Raw genomic sequence first — 15,977 nt, 5'->3', positions numbered from 1 at the left:
GGGTGACGCGTGGCGCAACTGGTCACCCCTTGGTCAGCGGGAGCGGCCAACTCGGCTAGGCTCCGCCTGTCACGAAGATCGGTCGAAGAAGGCCCGGTGTGAGAGGGCCTGTTGGGTGAAAGGGCAGGGCGCAGTGGGAAAACCAGAGCGCACCCCGGTGGGTAAGCGGGTCGGGCGTGTCGCCGCGCTGGCCGTGCTGGTGGCGCTGACCGCGACGGGCTGCTCGGGAGACGAGATCCTCCGCTTCGGCTGGCCCAAGGGCGTCACGCCGCAGGCCGACCAGATGCGCACCCTCTGGACGTGGACGGTCGTCGCCGCGCTCGTCGTCGGCGCGATCGTGTGGGCCCTGATCTTCTGGACCGCGATCTTCCACCGCAAGAAGAAGGGCGCGGCCGCCGAAGGCCCCGAGGACCTCCCGCGGCAGTTCCAGTACAACATCCCGCTGGAGATCTTCACGGTCGTCCTGCCGACGATCATGGTCTGCGTGCTGTTCTTCTTCACGGCGACGACCGAGAGCAAGGTCCTCGACAAGAAGCCGAACCCGGACGTCGTGGTCGACGTGATCGCCTTCCAGTGGAACTGGGAGTTCAAGTACGAGGGCGACGCCGCCAAGCGCGCCGACGGCACCCAGGTGAGCACCGTCGGCTCCTCCGGCGAGATCCCGCTGCTCGTGCTGCCGACGAACAAGACCATCGAGTACCGGCTCCGCTCGACGGACGTCATCCACTCGTTCTGGGTCCCGGAGTTCAACTTCAAGCGCGACGTCATGCCGGACCCGGAGAAGAACAACCAGGACAGCTCGTTCCAGAACTCGATCGACCGCGAAGGCTCGTTCGTCGGCCGCTGCGCCGAGCTGTGCGGGACGTACCATTCGGTGATGAACTTCGAGGTGCGCGCCTTGTCCCCGGACAAGTTCGACCAGTACCTCAAGCTGCGCACCGAGACGAACCCGAAGACCGGCAAGCCGAACACCGCGTCTGAGGCACTGGCTTCGATGAACTGCGGCGAGCTGTGCAGCCCGTACGCGGTGACCACGAAGCCGTTCAACACCGACCGCACCGCGCGCACCGCGTCCAACTGACGGCGAACCAGAAGGAGCAGGGGACCAATCCCATGAAGGTCGAAGCCCGGATTTTCTACATGGTGGCGGGGTTTGCCGTCCTCATGACCGCCGTCTACTGGGTCATGACCGCGCTCTTCACCACCGACCAGAAGGCTGAGCCGGTCGGCATCGTCGCGCTGTTCCTGACCGGCGGCCTCGCGTTCCTCGCCGGCAGCTACATGCAGTTCGTGTCCCGCCGGATCGAAGAGCGCCCGGAGGACCGCGAGGACGCCGAGATCAGCGACGGCGCCGGCGAGCTGGGCTTCTTCAGCCCGGGCAGCTACTGGCCGGTCGCGCTGGCCGCGGCGGCCGGGCTGGCCGGCCTCGCCCTCGCGTTCTTCCACATCTGGCTGCTCGTGATGGCGATCGTGGCGCTGCTCATCGCCGTGGGCGGGCTGGTGTTCGAGTACCACACCGGTCCCGAGCACGACTGAGTTCTTCCGCTTCACCGCGACGCCCGGCTGGGAATCCCCGGCCGGGCGTTTCGCGTATCCGGCTTCACGCGCTGCGGAGCGAGCGCCGCGGCGAGCACCGCCAGCATGCCCAGGCCCTCCGGCCAGGTGAGCCGGTGCCCGAACGCCAGCATGTCCACCACGACCGCGACCACCGGGTACAGGTAAGACAGCAGCGCGACCGTCGTGGTCGGCAGCTTGCCGATGCTGGCGTACATCAGCACGTACATCACCGCGGTGTGGACAGTGCCCAGGAGCAGCAGCCACAGCAGTCCCGGAGCCGAACTCGGCAGCGGCGTGAACATCAGCGCGGGGGCGAGCACGATCACGCCGACCGTCAGCTGCACCGCCGCGAGCAGATGCGGCCGGATGTGCTTGAGCTGCTTCGCGATGAAGGACGCACCGGCGTAGAGCAGGGCCGCGCCGAGCGCGAGCGCGATTCCGGCGAATCGCACGGGTTGTCCGTCATCTCCTTGTGCGGAAAGGGAAATCACCACAACTCCGGCGAACGCGATGCCCGCCCGCGCGAGGTGCGAACGGCCGACCTTCTCGCCGAGGAACACCGCCGCCATTCCGACCAGGATCAGCGGCTGGGTGTGGTAGACGACCGTGCTGACGCCGATGGACGACAGCGAGTAGGACGCGAACAGCAGCACCCAGTTGCCGACCAGCAGCAGCCCGCCGGCGATCGCGAGCAGCAGGTCGCGGCGGGTCGGCCGCCAGTCGCGGAACCAGCCCCTGGCGAGGGACCACACGACCAGCAGGACGCCGCCGACGAGGCAGCGGGCGAACGCGACCGCCGGTGCGGCGGCGCCGCTTTCGAGCACGACCGCGCCGATCGTGCCGGACAACGCCATCGCCGCGGACCACTGCAGGACCGGGCGGGATTCGGGGTTCTTCATGCGACCCAGATTCGTCTCCGCGGCGACGCTCAACCAGTGTCAGAGATGACAATGACCGCGAAACTTGTGACATGCTGGGCCGCATGGACGTGCAACGGGTCGCCGTGCTGCTCGCGGACCGGGTTTCGCCGTTCGAGCTGGGGGTCGCGTGCGAGGTGTTCGGCACCGACCGCAGTGCGGACGGCATGCCCGGCTGGGACTTCGGCGTGTGCTCGCCGGGCGGCGCGGACGTGGCCAGCTGGTCTGGATTCGGCCTGGCTGGACTGCGCGACCTCGACTTCGCGGCGTCGGCGGATTTGGTGATTGTGCCCACGCAAGCGCCGCGGACCGCGCCGCCGCCGGAGCCGCTGCTGGACGCCTTGCGCGCCGCCCGGGAACGCGGCGCGTGGGTGGCCGGGTTCTGCGCGGGAGTTTTTTCACTCGGCTACGCGGGCCTCCTGGACGGCCGTCGCTGCACCGTGCACTGGATCTACGAACCGGAATTCCGCCGCCTGTTCCCCGCCGCGGAAGTGGACCCGCAAGCCCTCTACGCGGACGACGACGGCGTGTTCACCAGCGCCGGGACCGTTGCCGCGGTGGACCTCTGCCTGCACCTGGTGCGCCGCCTGCGCGGAGTCACGGCGGCGACGGCGCTGGCCCGGCGAATGGTGGCCGCTCCGCACCGCGCGGGCGGGCAGGCGCAGTTCGTGCAGGCGCCGGTGCCCGCGACGGCCGCCCCGGACGACGCGGTGGTCGCCGAAGCGCTCGAATGGGTGGAACGACGGTTGGATCAGCCGTTCACGGTCGCGGAATTGGCTCGCCGCAGCGGATTGGGCGAGCGGACGTTCCTGCGCCGGTTCTCGGCCGCGACCGGGACGACGCCGCACCGCTGGCTGACCGAACGCCGCCTCGACCGGGCGCAGGCGCTGCTGGAGGAGGGCTCGCTTTCGGTGGAGGACATCGCGGTGGCCTGCGGATACGCGTCGGCGGCGGCGTTGCGGCACCAGTTTTCGCGGTTGCGCGCTACTACGCCGAGCGCTTACCGGACCGCCTTCCGTTCGTGAGCATTGGTCCGGCTCGTCGCGATCCTGCTGTGGCATTGGGCTCATGTGACGCACCGAACGCCGCATTGGGGCCCTCGCACCCAACGACTCGCTGAAAACGACAAACGCCGCACCGGACGCGGAAAAGCGCCCGATGCGGCGTTCAGCCGATGCGAACGGTCAGCGCTCAGCCGAGGAGAACGCGATCCACCGGTCCAGCAGCGCCGCTGCCGCGCCGTTGTCGATGGCCTGGCGTGCTCGGTCCAGTCCGGCCGCCAAGTCGTCCTCGAGCGAATCGGAGAAGCCCGCGAAGGCGGCCAGCGCGGCGGCGGCGTTCAGCACCACCGCGTCGCGCACCGGGCCGGTCTTGCCGCTGACCAGTTCCCGGACTACCTCCGCGTTCGCCGCGGCGTCGCCGCCGCGCAGGTCCTCCGCCGTGGCGCGCGGGATGCCGAGCGACTGCGGGTCGAAGGTGCGTTCCGTCACCGTGCCGCCGGAGACCACCAGCACCGAGGTCGTCGTGGTGGTGGTGATCTCGTCCAGCCCGTCGTCGCCGCGGGCCACCAGCACCGACATCCCGCGCTGGGCGAAAATCTCCGCCAGGGCACGGGTTTTGTCCGCGTACGCGCAGCCGATCAGCGCGCTTTCCGGCTGTGCCGGGTTGGTGAGCGGGCCGAGCAGGTTGAACGTGGTCGGCACGCCCAGCTCGCGCCGCGGCGGGCCGGTGTGCCGGAACGCCGGGTGGAACGCCGGGGCGAAGCAGAACCCGATGCCGATCTCCTCGAGCGACGCGAGCACCGCTTCCGGCGGCAGGTCGATCTTCACGCCGAGGGTTTCCAGCACGTCGGCCGCGCCGGACTTCGACGACGCGCTCCGGTTGCCGTGCTTGGCCACCGGCGCGCCCGCCGCCGCCGTGACGATCGTCGCCATCGTGGAGATGTTCACCGAGTTCGACCGGTCGCCGCCGGTGCCGACGATGTCCACCGCGGGACGGCTCAGCGTGATCCGCCGGGCGTGCGCCAGCATCGCGTCGGCCATGCCGGCGATCTCCGCGGGCGTTTCGCCCTTGGCGCGCAGCGCGACCGCGAAGCCGCCGATCTGCGCCTGCCCGGCGCTGCCGGACATGATCTGGTCCATCGCCCACGCCGTGTCCTCCGCGGACAGGTCCTCGCCGGCGATGAGCCGGGTCAGCAGCGCGGGCCAGGTGTGCGGGGTGGCGCCCACCGGGCTCAGCCGCCGTTGACGGCGGGGACCCGCCCGGCGCGCAGCACGCCGGCGACGGTTTCCGCCGCGGTCAGCGGGTCGAGGGGGTGCACCAGCACGGCGTCGGCCAGCGCCCAGGTGGCGAGCCATCGGTCGTCCCGGCGGCGGACGGCCACCACGATCGGCGGGCAGTCGTCGATCTCGTGCTTGAGCTGGCGGGTCAGGCCGATGCCGCCGGTCGGCTGCGCCTCGCCGTCGAGGATCGCGAGGTCGACCGAGCCCGCGTCCATCTCGGCGAGCACGTCGGCGATGCCGGCCGCCTCGACCCACTCGACGCGGCCGAGGTCGGCCGCCGGGCGCCTGCCGACGGCGTTCATGATCGCCTCGCGGACCTCGGCCTTGTGGCTGAACACCAGGATCCGCTGGGACTGCTCGCTCATTGAGCACGCCTCCGTCTCGTCACGGGTGGAACAGCCGCGATCGTATCGGCCGAGACGCATCTCACGCGGACGCGGTGGGCGAGTCACCCGGTTGCCGCGCCTCCCAGCCCGGGGCGTCGCCGCCGAGCCGCTGCGCCAGACCGGCCATCCGGGACCGTTCCTGGGCGCAGTGCAGGGCGTCCAGGACCTGCACCCGCCGGGCGTGCGCGAGCACCCGGTCGCCGTCGCGGCTTTGTTCGCGCAGGTCGTAGCCGTCCTGCGCGAGAATCGCCGCCGCCTCGTCGATCCGGTCCGCCGGGAGGACGAGGTGATGGACGAGCACTGCGGGCGCTTCGCTTGCCCAGCCGGGTGAATCGGCGAGCACCGCGGAATCCGCGACGGCCGGATCGAACGCCGAAACGACCGTCCGCAGACCGGGCGCGTCCGGGTCGAGAACCGCTTTCTCCGGCTTTCTCACCAGGTCACGGAGCTTCTCCAGCCAACTCACGAGTAGCTCCTTCCGTCGCTGGTCCGCGTCTCGCGCGCGGGTGTGACGCGAAGCTCCCACGACCCGCCGCAGACCCGGCGGGCGGGGTGCGGTCGCGAGAGGACATAATGCGATCCGTGACAACGGCAGCTCCCACCATCAGCCAGCGGGTCCACTCGCTGAACCGGCCGAACATGGTCAGTGTCGGCACCGTCGTGTGGCTGTCCAGCGAACTGATGTTCTTCGCCGGACTGTTCGCCATGTTCTTCACCGTCAAGGCGCAGAACCCGGCCGGGGCGTCCTGGCCGCCGCCGTTGCACGGCGAGGAGTTCCACCTCAACGTCGCGTACGCGATCCCGTTCACGGTGATCCTCGTGCTGTCGTCGCTGACCTGCCAGTTCGGCGTGTTCGCCGCGGAGCGGGGCGACGTCTACGGCCTGCGGCGCTGGTACATCGTGACGCTGATCATGGGCGCGATCTTCGTGTTCGGGCAGGCGAACGAGTACCACAACCTGGTCGAGGAAGGGCTCACGATCCCGTCCGGCCCGTTCGGCACGGTGTTCTACCTCGCGACCGGTTTCCACGGCCTGCACGTGATCGGCGGGCTCATCGCCTTCGTGTTCCTGCTGGTCCGCACGAAGCTCAGCAAGTTCACTCCGGCGCAGGCCACCTCGGCGATCGTCGTGTCGTACTACTGGCACTTCGTCGACATCGTGTGGGTAGGCCTCTTCGCGGTGATCTACATCCTTCCCTGATCTCCGCACCGCCCACCACAAAACGGCCTGAACTGACAGCAAGGGTTGCCGCAAGATGACCACCAGCACCAAATCCTCGGAGCGCCGGTTCCGCGCGCGCTCGAAGATGCGCAGGCGCCTCGCGGGCGTGCTCGCACTCGGCGTCGCCCTGGTGGGGGCCGGCGCCCTGTACGCCGTGTTCGCCCCGGAACCGCAGACCGCGCAGGCGCAGGGCGACCCGGCGCTGCTGCGCCAGGGCGAGCAGGTCTACAACAACACCTGCATCGAGTGCCACGGCGCGAACCTCGAGGGCGTCAAGGACCGCGGTCCGAGCCTCATCGGCATCGGCGACGCGGCCGTCTACTTCCAGACTTCCTCCGGCCGGATGCCCGCGGCGCGCCAGGAGGCGCAGATCGCCCGCAAGCCGCCGAAGCTGACCCCGAGCGAGATCGACGCGGTCGGCGCCTACGTGCAGGCGCACGGCGGCGGCGCGCAGCGTCCGGAGGAGCGCGGCGAGGCGCTGCGCGGCAACGACCCGGCGCGCGGCGGCGAGCTGTTCCGGCTCAACTGCGCCTCGTGCCACAACTTCACCGGCCGCGGGGGCGCGCTGTCGGCGGGCAAGTACGCGCCGCCGCTCGACCCGGCCACCGAGGAGCAGATCTACGACGCGATGCTCACCGGGCCGCAGAACATGCCGAAGTTCTCCGACCGCCAGCTCAGCGCCGAGGAGAAGAAGGACATCATCGCCTACGTCAAGTCGGTGTCCGACGGCAACAACGACCCGGGCGGCAACGGTCTCGGCGGGGTCGGCCCCGCCTCCGAAGGCGTCATCGCCTTCGTCGTCGGAATCGCCGCGCTCGTCGGCATTACGCTGTGGATTGGATCGAAGGCATGAGTGCCGAAGGGCCCAAGCCGCCCTCGGAGGCGGAGCTGGCTGAGATGGACCGCGACGAGCTGCTCAAGCTCGGCGGTCAGCTGGACGGCGTCGAAATCGTCGAGTACCCGGAGCCGTGGCCGGTCGAGGGCACCCGCGCGGAGCGTCGCGCGCAGCGCCTCGTCGCGTTCTGGTTCGCCCTGTCGGCGCTCGCCGGCCTGGCGTTCGTGGTCGTGATGGCCTGGCCGAAGTGGTGGGAGTACAAGGACCCGAGCGACCCCAGCGGGCACTCGACCTACAGCCTCTACACCCCGGCGCTCGGCGTCACGCTCGGTCTCGCGGTGCTGGCGCTCGGCATCGGCGTGATCCTCTACACCAAGAAGTTCGTCCCGCACGAGGTCTCGGTGCAGCAGCGCAGCGACGGCCCGTCCGCGGAGGTCGACCGGGCCACCATCCTGGCCCACCTCGCCGACGCCGGGACCCGCAACGGCATCGCCCGCCGGTCGCTGATCAAGCGCACCGCGGGCGCGGGTGCGGGCGCGCTCGGCCTCGCGGTGGCGGCGCTGCCGATCGCGTCCTTCATCAAGAGCCCGTGGACGGACTCCGACAACCGGGACGGCCTCTGGCACACCGGCTGGCTGCCGAACTTCCCCGGCGAGAAGGTCTACCTGCGCCGCAACACCGGCAACCTCGAAGCCGACGTCAAGGAAGGCGTCGCGCTGGTCAAGGCCGAGGACCTGGACGCGGGCGCGATGGAGACGGTCTTCCCCTACCGCGAGTCGGAAAAGGGCGACGAGAAGAAGCTGTCCGAGGCGCTGATGCGGGTCGACAACCCGGTCATGCTCATCCGGCTGCGCCCGACCGACGCCGCGCGCGTGGTCAAGCGCAAGGGCCAGGAGGACTTCAACTTCGGCGACTACTACGCGTACACGAAGATCTGCAGCCACGTCGGCTGCCCGACCTCCTTGTACGAACAGCGCACGAACCGCATCCTCTGCCCGTGCCACCAGTCGCAGTTCGACGCCCTGCACTACGCGAAGCCGATCTTCGGCCCGGCGACCCGTCCGCTCGCCCAGCTTCCGATCACGGTTGACGAAGAGGGATACTTGATCGCGAAGGGCGATTTCATCGAGGCCATCGGACCGGCCTTCTGGGAGCGTAAGTCATGAGTTCACTCACCACGCCGACCAAGGGCACGAGCGCACTCCAGAAGCACCTGGGCGAGGCCGCGGACAACGCGGACCAGCGGTACAAGCTGGCCAAGGGCCTGCGGCACCAGATGAACAAGGTGTTCCCGACCCACTGGTCCTTCCTGCTGGGCGAGATCGCGCTGTACAGCTTCATCGTCATCCTGCTGTCCGGGGTGTACCTGACGCTGTTCTTCGACCCCTCCATGCAGGAGGTCACGTATCACGGCAGCTTCACGAACATGCAGGGCATGCAAATGTCCCAGGCGTTCCGCACCACGCTGGACATCTCGTTCGACGTGCGCGGCGGCCTGTTCGTGCGGCAGCTGCACCACTGGGCGGCGCTGATCTTCGTCGCGTCGATGATGGTGCACATGCTCCGGATCTTCTTCACCGGCGCGTTCCGCAAGCCCCGTGAAGCGAACTGGGTCATCGGCGGCCTGCTGCTGATCCTGGGCATGTTCGAGGGCTTCTTCGGCTACTCGCTCCCGGACGACCTGCTGTCCGGCACCGGTATCCGCGCGACCCTGTCCGGCATCGTGCTGTCGGTGCCGGTGATCGGCACCTGGATCCACTGGGCGCTGTTCGGCGGGGAGTTCCCCGGCGACCAGATCATCCCGCGGCTCTACACGCTGCACATCCTGCTGATCCCGGGCATCATGCTGGCCCTGATCGGCGCGCACCTCGCGCTGGTCTGGTACCAGAAGCACACGCAGTTCCCGGGCGTGCGGCGCAAGGAGACCAACGTCGTCGGCGTGCGGATCATGCCGTACTTCGCCCTCAAGGGCGGCGCGTTCTTCACCCTGGTCGTCGGCGTGCTGGCGCTGATGTCCGGCCTGTTCCAGATCAACCCGGTGTGGAACTTCGGGCCGTACAACCCGTCGATGGTGTCCGCGGGATCCCAGCCGGACTTCTACATGGCCTGGGCGGACGGCATCCTCCGGATCTGGCCCGCGTGGGAGCTCTACCTGGGCAACTACACGGTCCCGGCGGTGTTCTTCGCCGGCGGTATCGGGATGCCGGTGCTGTTCGCGATCCTGCTGACGTATCCGTTCCTGGAACGGAAGCTGACGAAGGACAACGCGCACCACAACCTGCTCCAGCGGCCGCGCGACGCACCGGTCCGCACCTCGCTGGGCATGATGGCGCTCGGGTTCTTCGCGATGCTCGAACTGTCCGGCTTCAACGACATCATCGCCGACCAGTTCGACATCTCGCTGAACGCGACGACGTGGGCCGGGCGCATCGGCGTGCTGATCGTGCCGCCGATCGCGTACTACGTCACCTACCGGATCTGCCTCGGCCTGCAGCGGTCCGACCGGGAAGTGCTGGAGCACGGCGTCGAGACCGGCATCATCAAGCGGCTCCCGCACGGCGAGTTCATCGAGATCCACCAGCCGCTGGCCGGCACGGACAGCCACGGCCACGCCATCCCGCTCGAGTACCAGGGCGCGGCGGTGCCGAAGAAGATGAACAAGCTCGGCACCGCGGGCACCGCTGTCCCGGGTTCGATCTGGACGCCGGACCCGGCGGAGGAGTCGAAGGCGCTCGAGCGCGCTCGCGGCAACGGCCACGGGAACGGACACGGGAAGCGCGAGGGCACCGAGGAGTCGACCGAGGTCGGTTCCGGGCACTGAGTCCCGCAGAACGCCGGAAGGCCCCTTCCTCATCGAGAGGGAGGGGCCTTCTCGTGTTTCAGAGCTGGATGCGGGCGACGATCTCGTCGTCGTCCATTTCGCCGGTCGGCCGGAAGCCCAGCTGCTGGTAGAAGGGGCCGGGGCTGTGCTTGCCCGGCATCCAGCTGACCGTGACGAATTCGGCGTCGCGGCGGCGCGCTTCGGCCAGCACCGCCTCGACGGCGAACCGTCCGTAGCCCTTTTTCTGGTGTTTGGCGGCGATGTTCAGCCGCCACAGGTAGTGGCGGTAGTAGTCGGTCGGGTTGTCCGGGTCGAACGCGGCCATGACGAAGCCGACGAGTTTCTTCCCGGCGTAGATCAGCCTCGGCCAGGCGATTTCGTGCTGGACATAGGCTTCGGCGAGCGAGCAGGCGACCGGAGCGACGTAGTCGCGTTGATGCTTCGCCACTTTGAGATCGCAGGCGTCTTCCACGTTGTCGACCGTGACTTCGACCAGTCTCGGGGTCGTCATGCGAATTACGGTAGCGCTGCCGCCGGGGTTCAGAGCTGGATGCGGGCCACGACCTCGCCCTCGTGCTGCTGGCCGGTGGGCTGGAATCCCAGCCGCAGATAAAACGGCTCCGGACTGTGCTCGCCGGGCACCCACAGCACTGTCGCCGATTCTTGTCCGCGGCGACGCGCTTCGGCCAGTACCGCTTCGACGGCGAACTTCCCGTAGCCCTTTTTCTGGTGCTCGGCCGAGATGTTCAGCCGCCAGATGCCGCAGCGGAAGTAGTCGATCGGACAGCCCGGATCGAAGGCGGCCATGACGAAGCCGACGAGATCGTCGCCGGCGTAGACCAGCCTCGGCCACGCGACGCCCGGCTGGGTGTAGGCCTCTGCCAGCGAACGGGCGACCGGGGCCACGTAGCGCTCCTGGTGCGGCGCCACCGACAGATCGCAGGCCGCGCCCACGTTGTCGGTGGTGACCTCGGCCAGCCGCAGTGTTGTCATGCCCCGGACGTTAGCCCGGGGGTACGACAATTCTCAGGCTCCTTCGACGCCGATCTCGAACGCGGAGTCGGTGTCGGCGCGGGAGTAGGAGCGGAACGCGATGTGGGTGACGGTGTCGAGGACGCCGCGGACCTTGCCGATGCGGCCGGGGATCAGGTCGGCGAGGTCTTCGTGGGCCTGCACGCGCACGGTGGCGATGAGGTCGACGTCCCCGGCGCACGAGTAGACCTCGGACACCTGGTCGAGGTCCGCGATCGCCTGCGCGGCCTGCGGGATTTCCTCGGCCTCTACGTTGATCAGCACGATCGCCGTGATCACAGCGTTCCTCCCACTTCCTGGCGGTAACCGACGTGCGCGATCGTAGCCGGGAACACGCCCGCGCATGGTGCGGCGGGGCTTCTCAGCCCGCGACGTGTTCGAGTGACCGGGCGTCGGCGACCCGGGCGAGCCAGGATTGCCATCCGGCGACAGCGGCGGGCTCGGCCCACGGCCGGGTGGTGCGGACGAGCCGGGTCCCCGGCCGGGCGAGCCAGCGCAGCAGGATCCCGACCTCCTCGCCGGGAGCACCACGCAGCGGACCGTCGCCGGGCAGCACGGTTTCCCCGGCGGCGACGAGGGATTCGACCACCGGCATCGGCGGCACCCCACGGCGGGCGACTCCCGCGGAGGCGAGCCTGCCGTAGCGGATGACGGACAGTTCCCAGCCGCCATTGCCGTCCGGGGCCGCCGCGATGAGTTCCGCGACCGACGCGAGCGCGGCCTGCCGGTGCGCGCGGCCGACGGCGCGGACCAGCCCGGCCAGTTCGTCGCGGTGGCGCGCGGCCTGTTCGTAATGCCTTCGCTCGGCCATCTCCTCCAGCCGCGCCGCCGCCAGGTGCAGGGGACGGCCGTCATGACCGGCGATGAGCCCGCGAGCAGCTTCGACAGCGGGGGAGTAGTCGGCGACGGTCTGTCTGCCCGCGCACGGGGCTCCGCAACGGCCGAGTTCCGCCAGGACACACGGTGTGCCGGACGCGGCGGTGGCGGAGATGCGTTGGGTGCAGGTGCGCAACCCGGAAGCGTCGGCGAGAGTCTCGGCGGCCGTGCGCGCGTCGGCTTGGCTGCGGAACGGCCCGAGCGTGCCCGCGCGCGGCAGACGGACCACGGAAAGCCGCGGGAAAGCCTCGTCGGTGAGGCTGATCCACCAGCCGTGGTGCGGGTTTTTCGAACGCCGGTTGTAGGCGGGCCGGTGCGCGGCGATCAGCCGCAGTTCGCGGATCTCGGCTTCGAGGGAATGCGCGCACTCGATGGCGTCCACCCGCTCCGCCAGCGCGACCATTTCCCGGATCCGGCCCCGGCTCTCGGAACCGGTGAAATACGTGCGCACGCGCCGTCTCAGGTCGCGCGCGGTGCCTACGTACAGGACTTCGTCGCGCGGACCCTTGAAGAGGTACACGCCGGGCCGCGACGGGAGGTCGGCGGCGAGGTTTCGCTTGCGCCGCTGGGCTGGCGTGACGTCCGGGAGGTAGTCGATCAGCTCCTCGACGGTGTGCACGCCGAGGTTGCCGACGCGCTCCAGCAACGCGTGCAGGACGTCGGTGGTGGCGCGGGCGTCGTCGAGCGCGCGGTGCGTCGGCCGGGTGCGCGCGCCGAGCAGCATGGACAGCGACGACAACCGGTAGCTGCGCGCTTCTTCTCTCGGGATGACGCGGCGCGCCAGCTTCACCGTGCAGACGACGGTGGGACGCGGCCAGACGTAGCCGTGTCCTTCGCAAGCGGCCTTCATGAAGCTGGTGTCGAAGCCGGAGTTGTGCGCGACCAGCACGGTGCCCGCGATGAACTCCAGGAACGCGGGCAGCACGCGTTCGATCCGCGGCGCGTCGTAGACCATCGCCTGCGTGATCCCGGTCAGCTCGACGATCTGCGGCGGAATCGGCGTGCCCGGGTTGACCAGCGTCGCGAACTCGCCCAGCACCTGGCCGGCGCGGACCTTGACCGCGCCGATCTCGGTGATCCCGTCCGGCCCCGGTTTGGTGCCGGTGGTCTCGAGGTCGAACACGACGAACGTGGTGTCCCGCAGCGGGGTGCCGAGCTCGTCGAACGCCAGCTGAGCCTGGTCCGGCCTCGGTCGGGTCTCCATGATCGCGCACAGTAGGGCCGACCACCGACAATCTTCGCGCGCGCCGCCCGTGGCCCGATGGTGACCAGCGGAACGGGCCGGTGCGGCGCGGGATCCGGCGGCGGGGCCTACCCTGGACCAATGCACCCTCAGCCCGTCGAACCGGAAGAAGCCGCGGAGGCCGTCGGCCCCTCGGCGGTTCCGGCGCGGGCGGGAGAGGACGCCGAGGCCGCCGAACCGGGGACGTGTCCGGAACCGGCGACGTGGACGAGCCTGCCGGAGGCGGTGCGCGAGCGGATCGCCGAACTGGCCGCGGCCGCGGTCGCGAAACTGCCGGTCGCCGACGTGCCGCGGCAGCTGCGGCCGGTCGCGAAATTCGCCCCCGCCAAGCGCGCGAAGCTTGGCGGCACCGCGCTGCTCACGGCGTTAGGGGATTCGGCGCAGTTCCGGACCGCGGTCCTGGAATGGCTGCGCGAGCACCGGACCGACGCGCTGGACCCGAACGTTTCGGACTCCGTCTCGGCCGCTGCCGCCGCCGTGCTGCTCGGCGAATCCGGCGCGGCCGGACGCGTGCGGCTGGTCGCGAAGAACGCCGAGGAAACCGCGCTGCGCGCTGAGCGGGACGCGGCGCTGGCCCGGAACCAGCGGCTGGAAGTCGAAATCGCCGAGCTGCGCGCCGAGTTGGAAGAGGCGCGCGGAGCGGTCGAGAGCGCGCGCGGCGAACGCGAGGCCGAGGTCGAGAAGCTGCTGCGCCGGCTGCGCGAGCAGGGCGTGCTGCTGCGGCAGGCCAAGGACGCGGCCGAGGCGGCGCGCGCCGAACTGGCCGACGGGGGCGCGACGCGGGAACGCGAGATCGAGATGCTGAACGTGCAACTCGACCGGGAACGTCGCCGGGTCGCCGCGGAACGCACTCGCGCCGAACGGGCGGTCGCGGACGCGGAGATGGCCCGCCAGTCGGCGCGCGAAGCCAGGGAGGCCGACGAGGTCCGGCTGGCATTGCTGGTGGACACGATCGACGGCGCGGTGCACGGCCTGCGCCGCGAACTGGCTTTGGGCGACCGCGGCGCGCGCCCTGCCGACATGGTGAGCGGCGCGCGGTCCGGACTCGGCCCGGGCGGGCGGATCCAGGACGTCACGGCGCTCGACCGGCATCTGGCGTTGCCGAACGTCCATCTCATCGTGGACGGCTACAACGTCACCAAAACGGGTTACCCGGAACTGGCGCTGGCCGATCAGCGAGACCGGCTGGTGCATCAGCTCTCGGCACTGGCGGCGCGCACGTCGGCGGAGGTCACGGTGGTGTTCGACGGGGCCGGCGTGCTGTCGGTGCCCGCCGCGGTGCCGCGCGGGGTGCGGGTGCTGTTTTCCGAGCGTGGCGTGCTTGCCGACGACGTGATCCGGTCGCTGGTCGCGGCCGAGCCGAAGGGCCGTCCGATGGTCGTCGCGACATCCGACCGGGCGGTCGCGGACTCGGTCCGCGCGGGCGGCGCGCACCCGGTGGCGTCGGCGGTTCTCGTCAGCCGATTGGGTCGTGTCTGATCCTGGCCGCCCTCGCGGCTCCGGAAATTGTCGGTGGTGCTTCCTACCGTTTGTTCCCGAGGCGATTCCCGGAACCGGTCCGGGGCCTCGCGGACGAACGGAGGCCCGGCAATGGGCGAGAACAAGCAGGAGCGGTTCGGAGTCGGTTCCGGCATGCGTGCGGCGGAGTCGGCTGGGGTTAGCGGGGGAGTTCGGTTCGCGGCGGGGCCGGGGGATCGGAACGCCGGGGTTGGTGGCGGGGCTCTTGAGCGCTCTCGGCCGTTGGATCATGGGGCTGCTGAGCGGTCGCGGCCGCCGGACGTTGGGGCTGAGGGCTCTCGGCCGCCGGACCATCAGGCTGACGGAGCGGTTGAACGGTCCCGGCCGCTTGGTCGTGGGGCTGGCGTGGCTGCTGAGCGCTCCCGCCAACCGGACCATGGGGGCGGAGGCGAGCCTGAGCGCTATCAGCCGCCGGATGATCGGGAGGGTGGGGCTGCCGAGCTGTTCCGGCCGCCGGGTCACGAGCTTGGCGGGGAGGCTGACCACTCCCGGCTGCCGCACCGTCGGCATGGCGAGGCGGCTGAACGGTCCCGGCCGCCGGACCGGAGCGGTCACCCGGGCGGGGAGGGTCCGGCGGTGAGTCTTGCCACTGGGGTGAGTCCGGCCACGGGCCAAGCGCGGGACCGGGACCTGGAGGCGCGCCGGGAAACCACCGTTTCGTCGGCTTCTGGCGGAAGCGCTGCTGCTGCGGCTTCGTCCGGCGAAAGCGAGTGCGCGGAGCCTGTCAGTCAACGGCGCTCAGCGCGACAGCACCCGGGCGCGGCACGAAGCGCGAAGCGGGCGAAACCCGTTGCCTCCCGCCAGGAAGAGCGGCGTCCGGCCGGTGCGGTGGACGTCGCGGTCGAGGACATCGACACGTTCGTCGTCGACTGCGACCGGTGTGCGGTGCGCGGGGCGGCGTGTGCCGATTGCGTGGTCAGCGTGCTGCTCGGGCCGCCGGTCGGCCTCGTCTGGGACGCGGACGAGCGGCGGGCTGTCGACGCGCTCGCCGAGGCGGGGATGGTGCCGCGGCTGCGCCTGGTTCCGGAGACCGACAGTAGGTCGGCGTGACACCAGTGGGTGACACTGGCTCGCCGAGCGGTCGCCTCGGTGCGGTGAACGGTAAGTAGTCGAAGGGGTCGTTTGTGCTGCCAGAGCGTGTGACTTAAGTCACGTGTAGCTGCTGTGCTGGTCCGATGGTGTTTCGCCGGACTACGGAGAGTTTTTACGGGGGGCCCGGTGGACGCGCCGACGGTCTTTTCGTAACCTGGCCGAGATCTCGCGCCAGTCAGCTGTCGGACGACGGCGAC

At 70.1% G+C, this 15,977-nt stretch carries 17 protein-coding genes; 9 read left to right on the top strand and 8 right to left on the bottom strand.

Translation table 11 applies throughout. From position 1 onward, the window contains the following. The first annotated feature begins 133 nt into the window (after positions 1-133). Both FKO37_RS39045 and FKO37_RS39040 read left to right on the top strand, forming a co-directional pair. Positions 134-1,081 carry a cytochrome c oxidase subunit II gene (locus FKO37_RS39045; RefSeq protein ID WP_051728682.1) on the top strand — a complete coding sequence of 316 codons (948 nt, stop codon included), beginning with the start codon at positions 134-136 and terminating at the stop codon, positions 1,079-1,081. Between the two features lie 32 nt (positions 1,082-1,113). After that, positions 1,114-1,536 (top strand): cytochrome c oxidase subunit 4, encoded by a 423-nt coding sequence (locus FKO37_RS39040; protein WP_037809532.1) that lies wholly within the window; start codon positions 1,114-1,116, stop codon positions 1,534-1,536. An 11-nt stretch (positions 1,537-1,547) separates the two neighbouring features. Here the strand turns inward: FKO37_RS39040 and FKO37_RS39035 are convergent, their stop codons facing one another. Next, complete coding sequence (locus FKO37_RS39035; protein ID WP_134733543.1) at positions 1,548-2,456, bottom strand: DMT family transporter; 909 nt, start codon at positions 2,454-2,456, stop codon at positions 1,548-1,550. A gap of 83 nt (positions 2,457-2,539) precedes the next feature. Between FKO37_RS39035 and FKO37_RS39030 the strand changes: the two genes are divergently transcribed. After that, on the top strand, positions 2,540-3,499 hold the full coding sequence (locus tag FKO37_RS39030; RefSeq protein ID WP_134733541.1) for a GlxA family transcriptional regulator: 960 nt from the start codon (positions 2,540-2,542) through the stop codon (positions 3,497-3,499). A gap of 159 nt (positions 3,500-3,658) precedes the next feature. On the opposite strand, the gene trpD is transcribed toward FKO37_RS39030, so the two are convergent. From trpD to FKO37_RS39015, 3 genes are all read right to left on the bottom strand, one after another. Continuing rightward, complete coding sequence (gene trpD, locus FKO37_RS39025; RefSeq protein ID WP_205673406.1) at positions 3,659-4,702, bottom strand: anthranilate phosphoribosyltransferase; 1,044 nt, start codon at positions 4,700-4,702, stop codon at positions 3,659-3,661. A 5-nt stretch (positions 4,703-4,707) separates the two neighbouring features. Further along, entirely contained in the window at positions 4,708-5,121 is a 414-nt protein-coding gene (locus FKO37_RS39020; RefSeq protein WP_009074814.1) for a hypothetical protein, read from the bottom strand. 61 nt (positions 5,122-5,182) lie between these two features. Further along, the gene (locus FKO37_RS39015; RefSeq protein ID WP_134733539.1) at positions 5,183-5,608 is read right to left on the bottom strand and encodes a ribonuclease E inhibitor RraB; all 426 of its coding nucleotides are present in this window, start codon (positions 5,606-5,608) and stop codon (positions 5,183-5,185) included. Positions 5,609-5,715: 107 nt separating this feature from the next. Between FKO37_RS39015 and FKO37_RS39010 the strand changes: the two genes are divergently transcribed. The 4 genes from FKO37_RS39010 to FKO37_RS38995 are packed head-to-tail and all read left to right on the top strand — an operon-like array spanning position 5,716 to position 10,019. Then, entirely contained in the window at positions 5,716-6,342 is a 627-nt protein-coding gene (locus FKO37_RS39010; protein WP_009074819.1) for a heme-copper oxidase subunit III, read from the top strand. A 55-nt stretch (positions 6,343-6,397) separates the two neighbouring features. Continuing rightward, the gene (locus tag FKO37_RS39005) at positions 6,398-7,216 is read left to right on the top strand and encodes a c-type cytochrome (protein ID WP_037809539.1); all 819 of its coding nucleotides are present in this window, start codon (positions 6,398-6,400) and stop codon (positions 7,214-7,216) included. Beyond that, positions 7,213-8,364, top strand: coding sequence for a ubiquinol-cytochrome c reductase iron-sulfur subunit (locus FKO37_RS39000; protein ID WP_037809545.1), 1,152 nt, complete (start codon positions 7,213-7,215; stop codon positions 8,362-8,364). Before FKO37_RS39005 ends, FKO37_RS39000 begins: the two co-directional genes overlap by 4 nt. Then, the gene (locus FKO37_RS38995; RefSeq protein ID WP_037809547.1) at positions 8,361-10,019 is read left to right on the top strand and encodes a cytochrome bc complex cytochrome b subunit; all 1,659 of its coding nucleotides are present in this window, start codon (positions 8,361-8,363) and stop codon (positions 10,017-10,019) included. Before FKO37_RS39000 ends, FKO37_RS38995 begins: the two co-directional genes overlap by 4 nt. A 58-nt stretch (positions 10,020-10,077) precedes the next feature. On the opposite strand, the gene FKO37_RS38990 is transcribed toward FKO37_RS38995, so the two are convergent. The 4 genes from FKO37_RS38990 to FKO37_RS38975 form a co-directional block, all read right to left on the bottom strand. Beyond that, positions 10,078-10,530 carry a GNAT family N-acetyltransferase gene (locus tag FKO37_RS38990; protein ID WP_037809548.1) on the bottom strand — a complete coding sequence of 151 codons (453 nt, stop codon included), beginning with the start codon at positions 10,528-10,530 and terminating at the stop codon, positions 10,078-10,080. Between the two features lie 29 nt (positions 10,531-10,559). Beyond that, positions 10,560-11,012: a GNAT family N-acetyltransferase gene (locus FKO37_RS38985; protein WP_037809549.1), complete on the bottom strand. Its 453-nt coding sequence runs from the start codon at positions 11,010-11,012 to the stop codon at positions 10,560-10,562. 33 nt (positions 11,013-11,045) lie between these two features. Next, positions 11,046-11,330 (bottom strand): Lrp/AsnC family transcriptional regulator, encoded by a 285-nt coding sequence (locus FKO37_RS38980; protein ID WP_009074830.1) that lies wholly within the window; start codon positions 11,328-11,330, stop codon positions 11,046-11,048. Between the two features lie 82 nt (positions 11,331-11,412). Continuing rightward, positions 11,413-13,131 carry a DEDD exonuclease domain-containing protein gene (locus FKO37_RS38975; protein WP_238607706.1) on the bottom strand — a complete coding sequence of 573 codons (1,719 nt, stop codon included), beginning with the start codon at positions 13,129-13,131 and terminating at the stop codon, positions 11,413-11,415. A gap of 120 nt (positions 13,132-13,251) precedes the next feature. Between FKO37_RS38975 and FKO37_RS38970 the strand changes: the two genes are divergently transcribed. Continuing rightward, a complete protein-coding gene (locus tag FKO37_RS38970; RefSeq protein ID WP_037809553.1) occupies positions 13,252-14,649 on the top strand; it encodes an NYN domain-containing protein in 1,398 nt (465 codons plus the stop codon). Between the two features lie 867 nt (positions 14,650-15,516). Beyond that, positions 15,517-15,738, top strand: coding sequence for a hypothetical protein (locus tag FKO37_RS38965; protein WP_037358162.1), 222 nt, complete (start codon positions 15,517-15,519; stop codon positions 15,736-15,738). The last annotated feature ends 239 nt before the right edge of the window (positions 15,739-15,977 follow it).

It is taken from the genome of Amycolatopsis sp. Poz14 (assembly GCF_006704225.1).
GTDB classification, from domain to species: Bacteria; Actinomycetota; Actinomycetes; order Mycobacteriales; family Pseudonocardiaceae; genus Amycolatopsis; species Amycolatopsis nivea.
The sequence above is the reverse complement of the archived record's forward strand: the minus strand, read 5'-3'. Positions and strand labels throughout refer to the sequence as shown.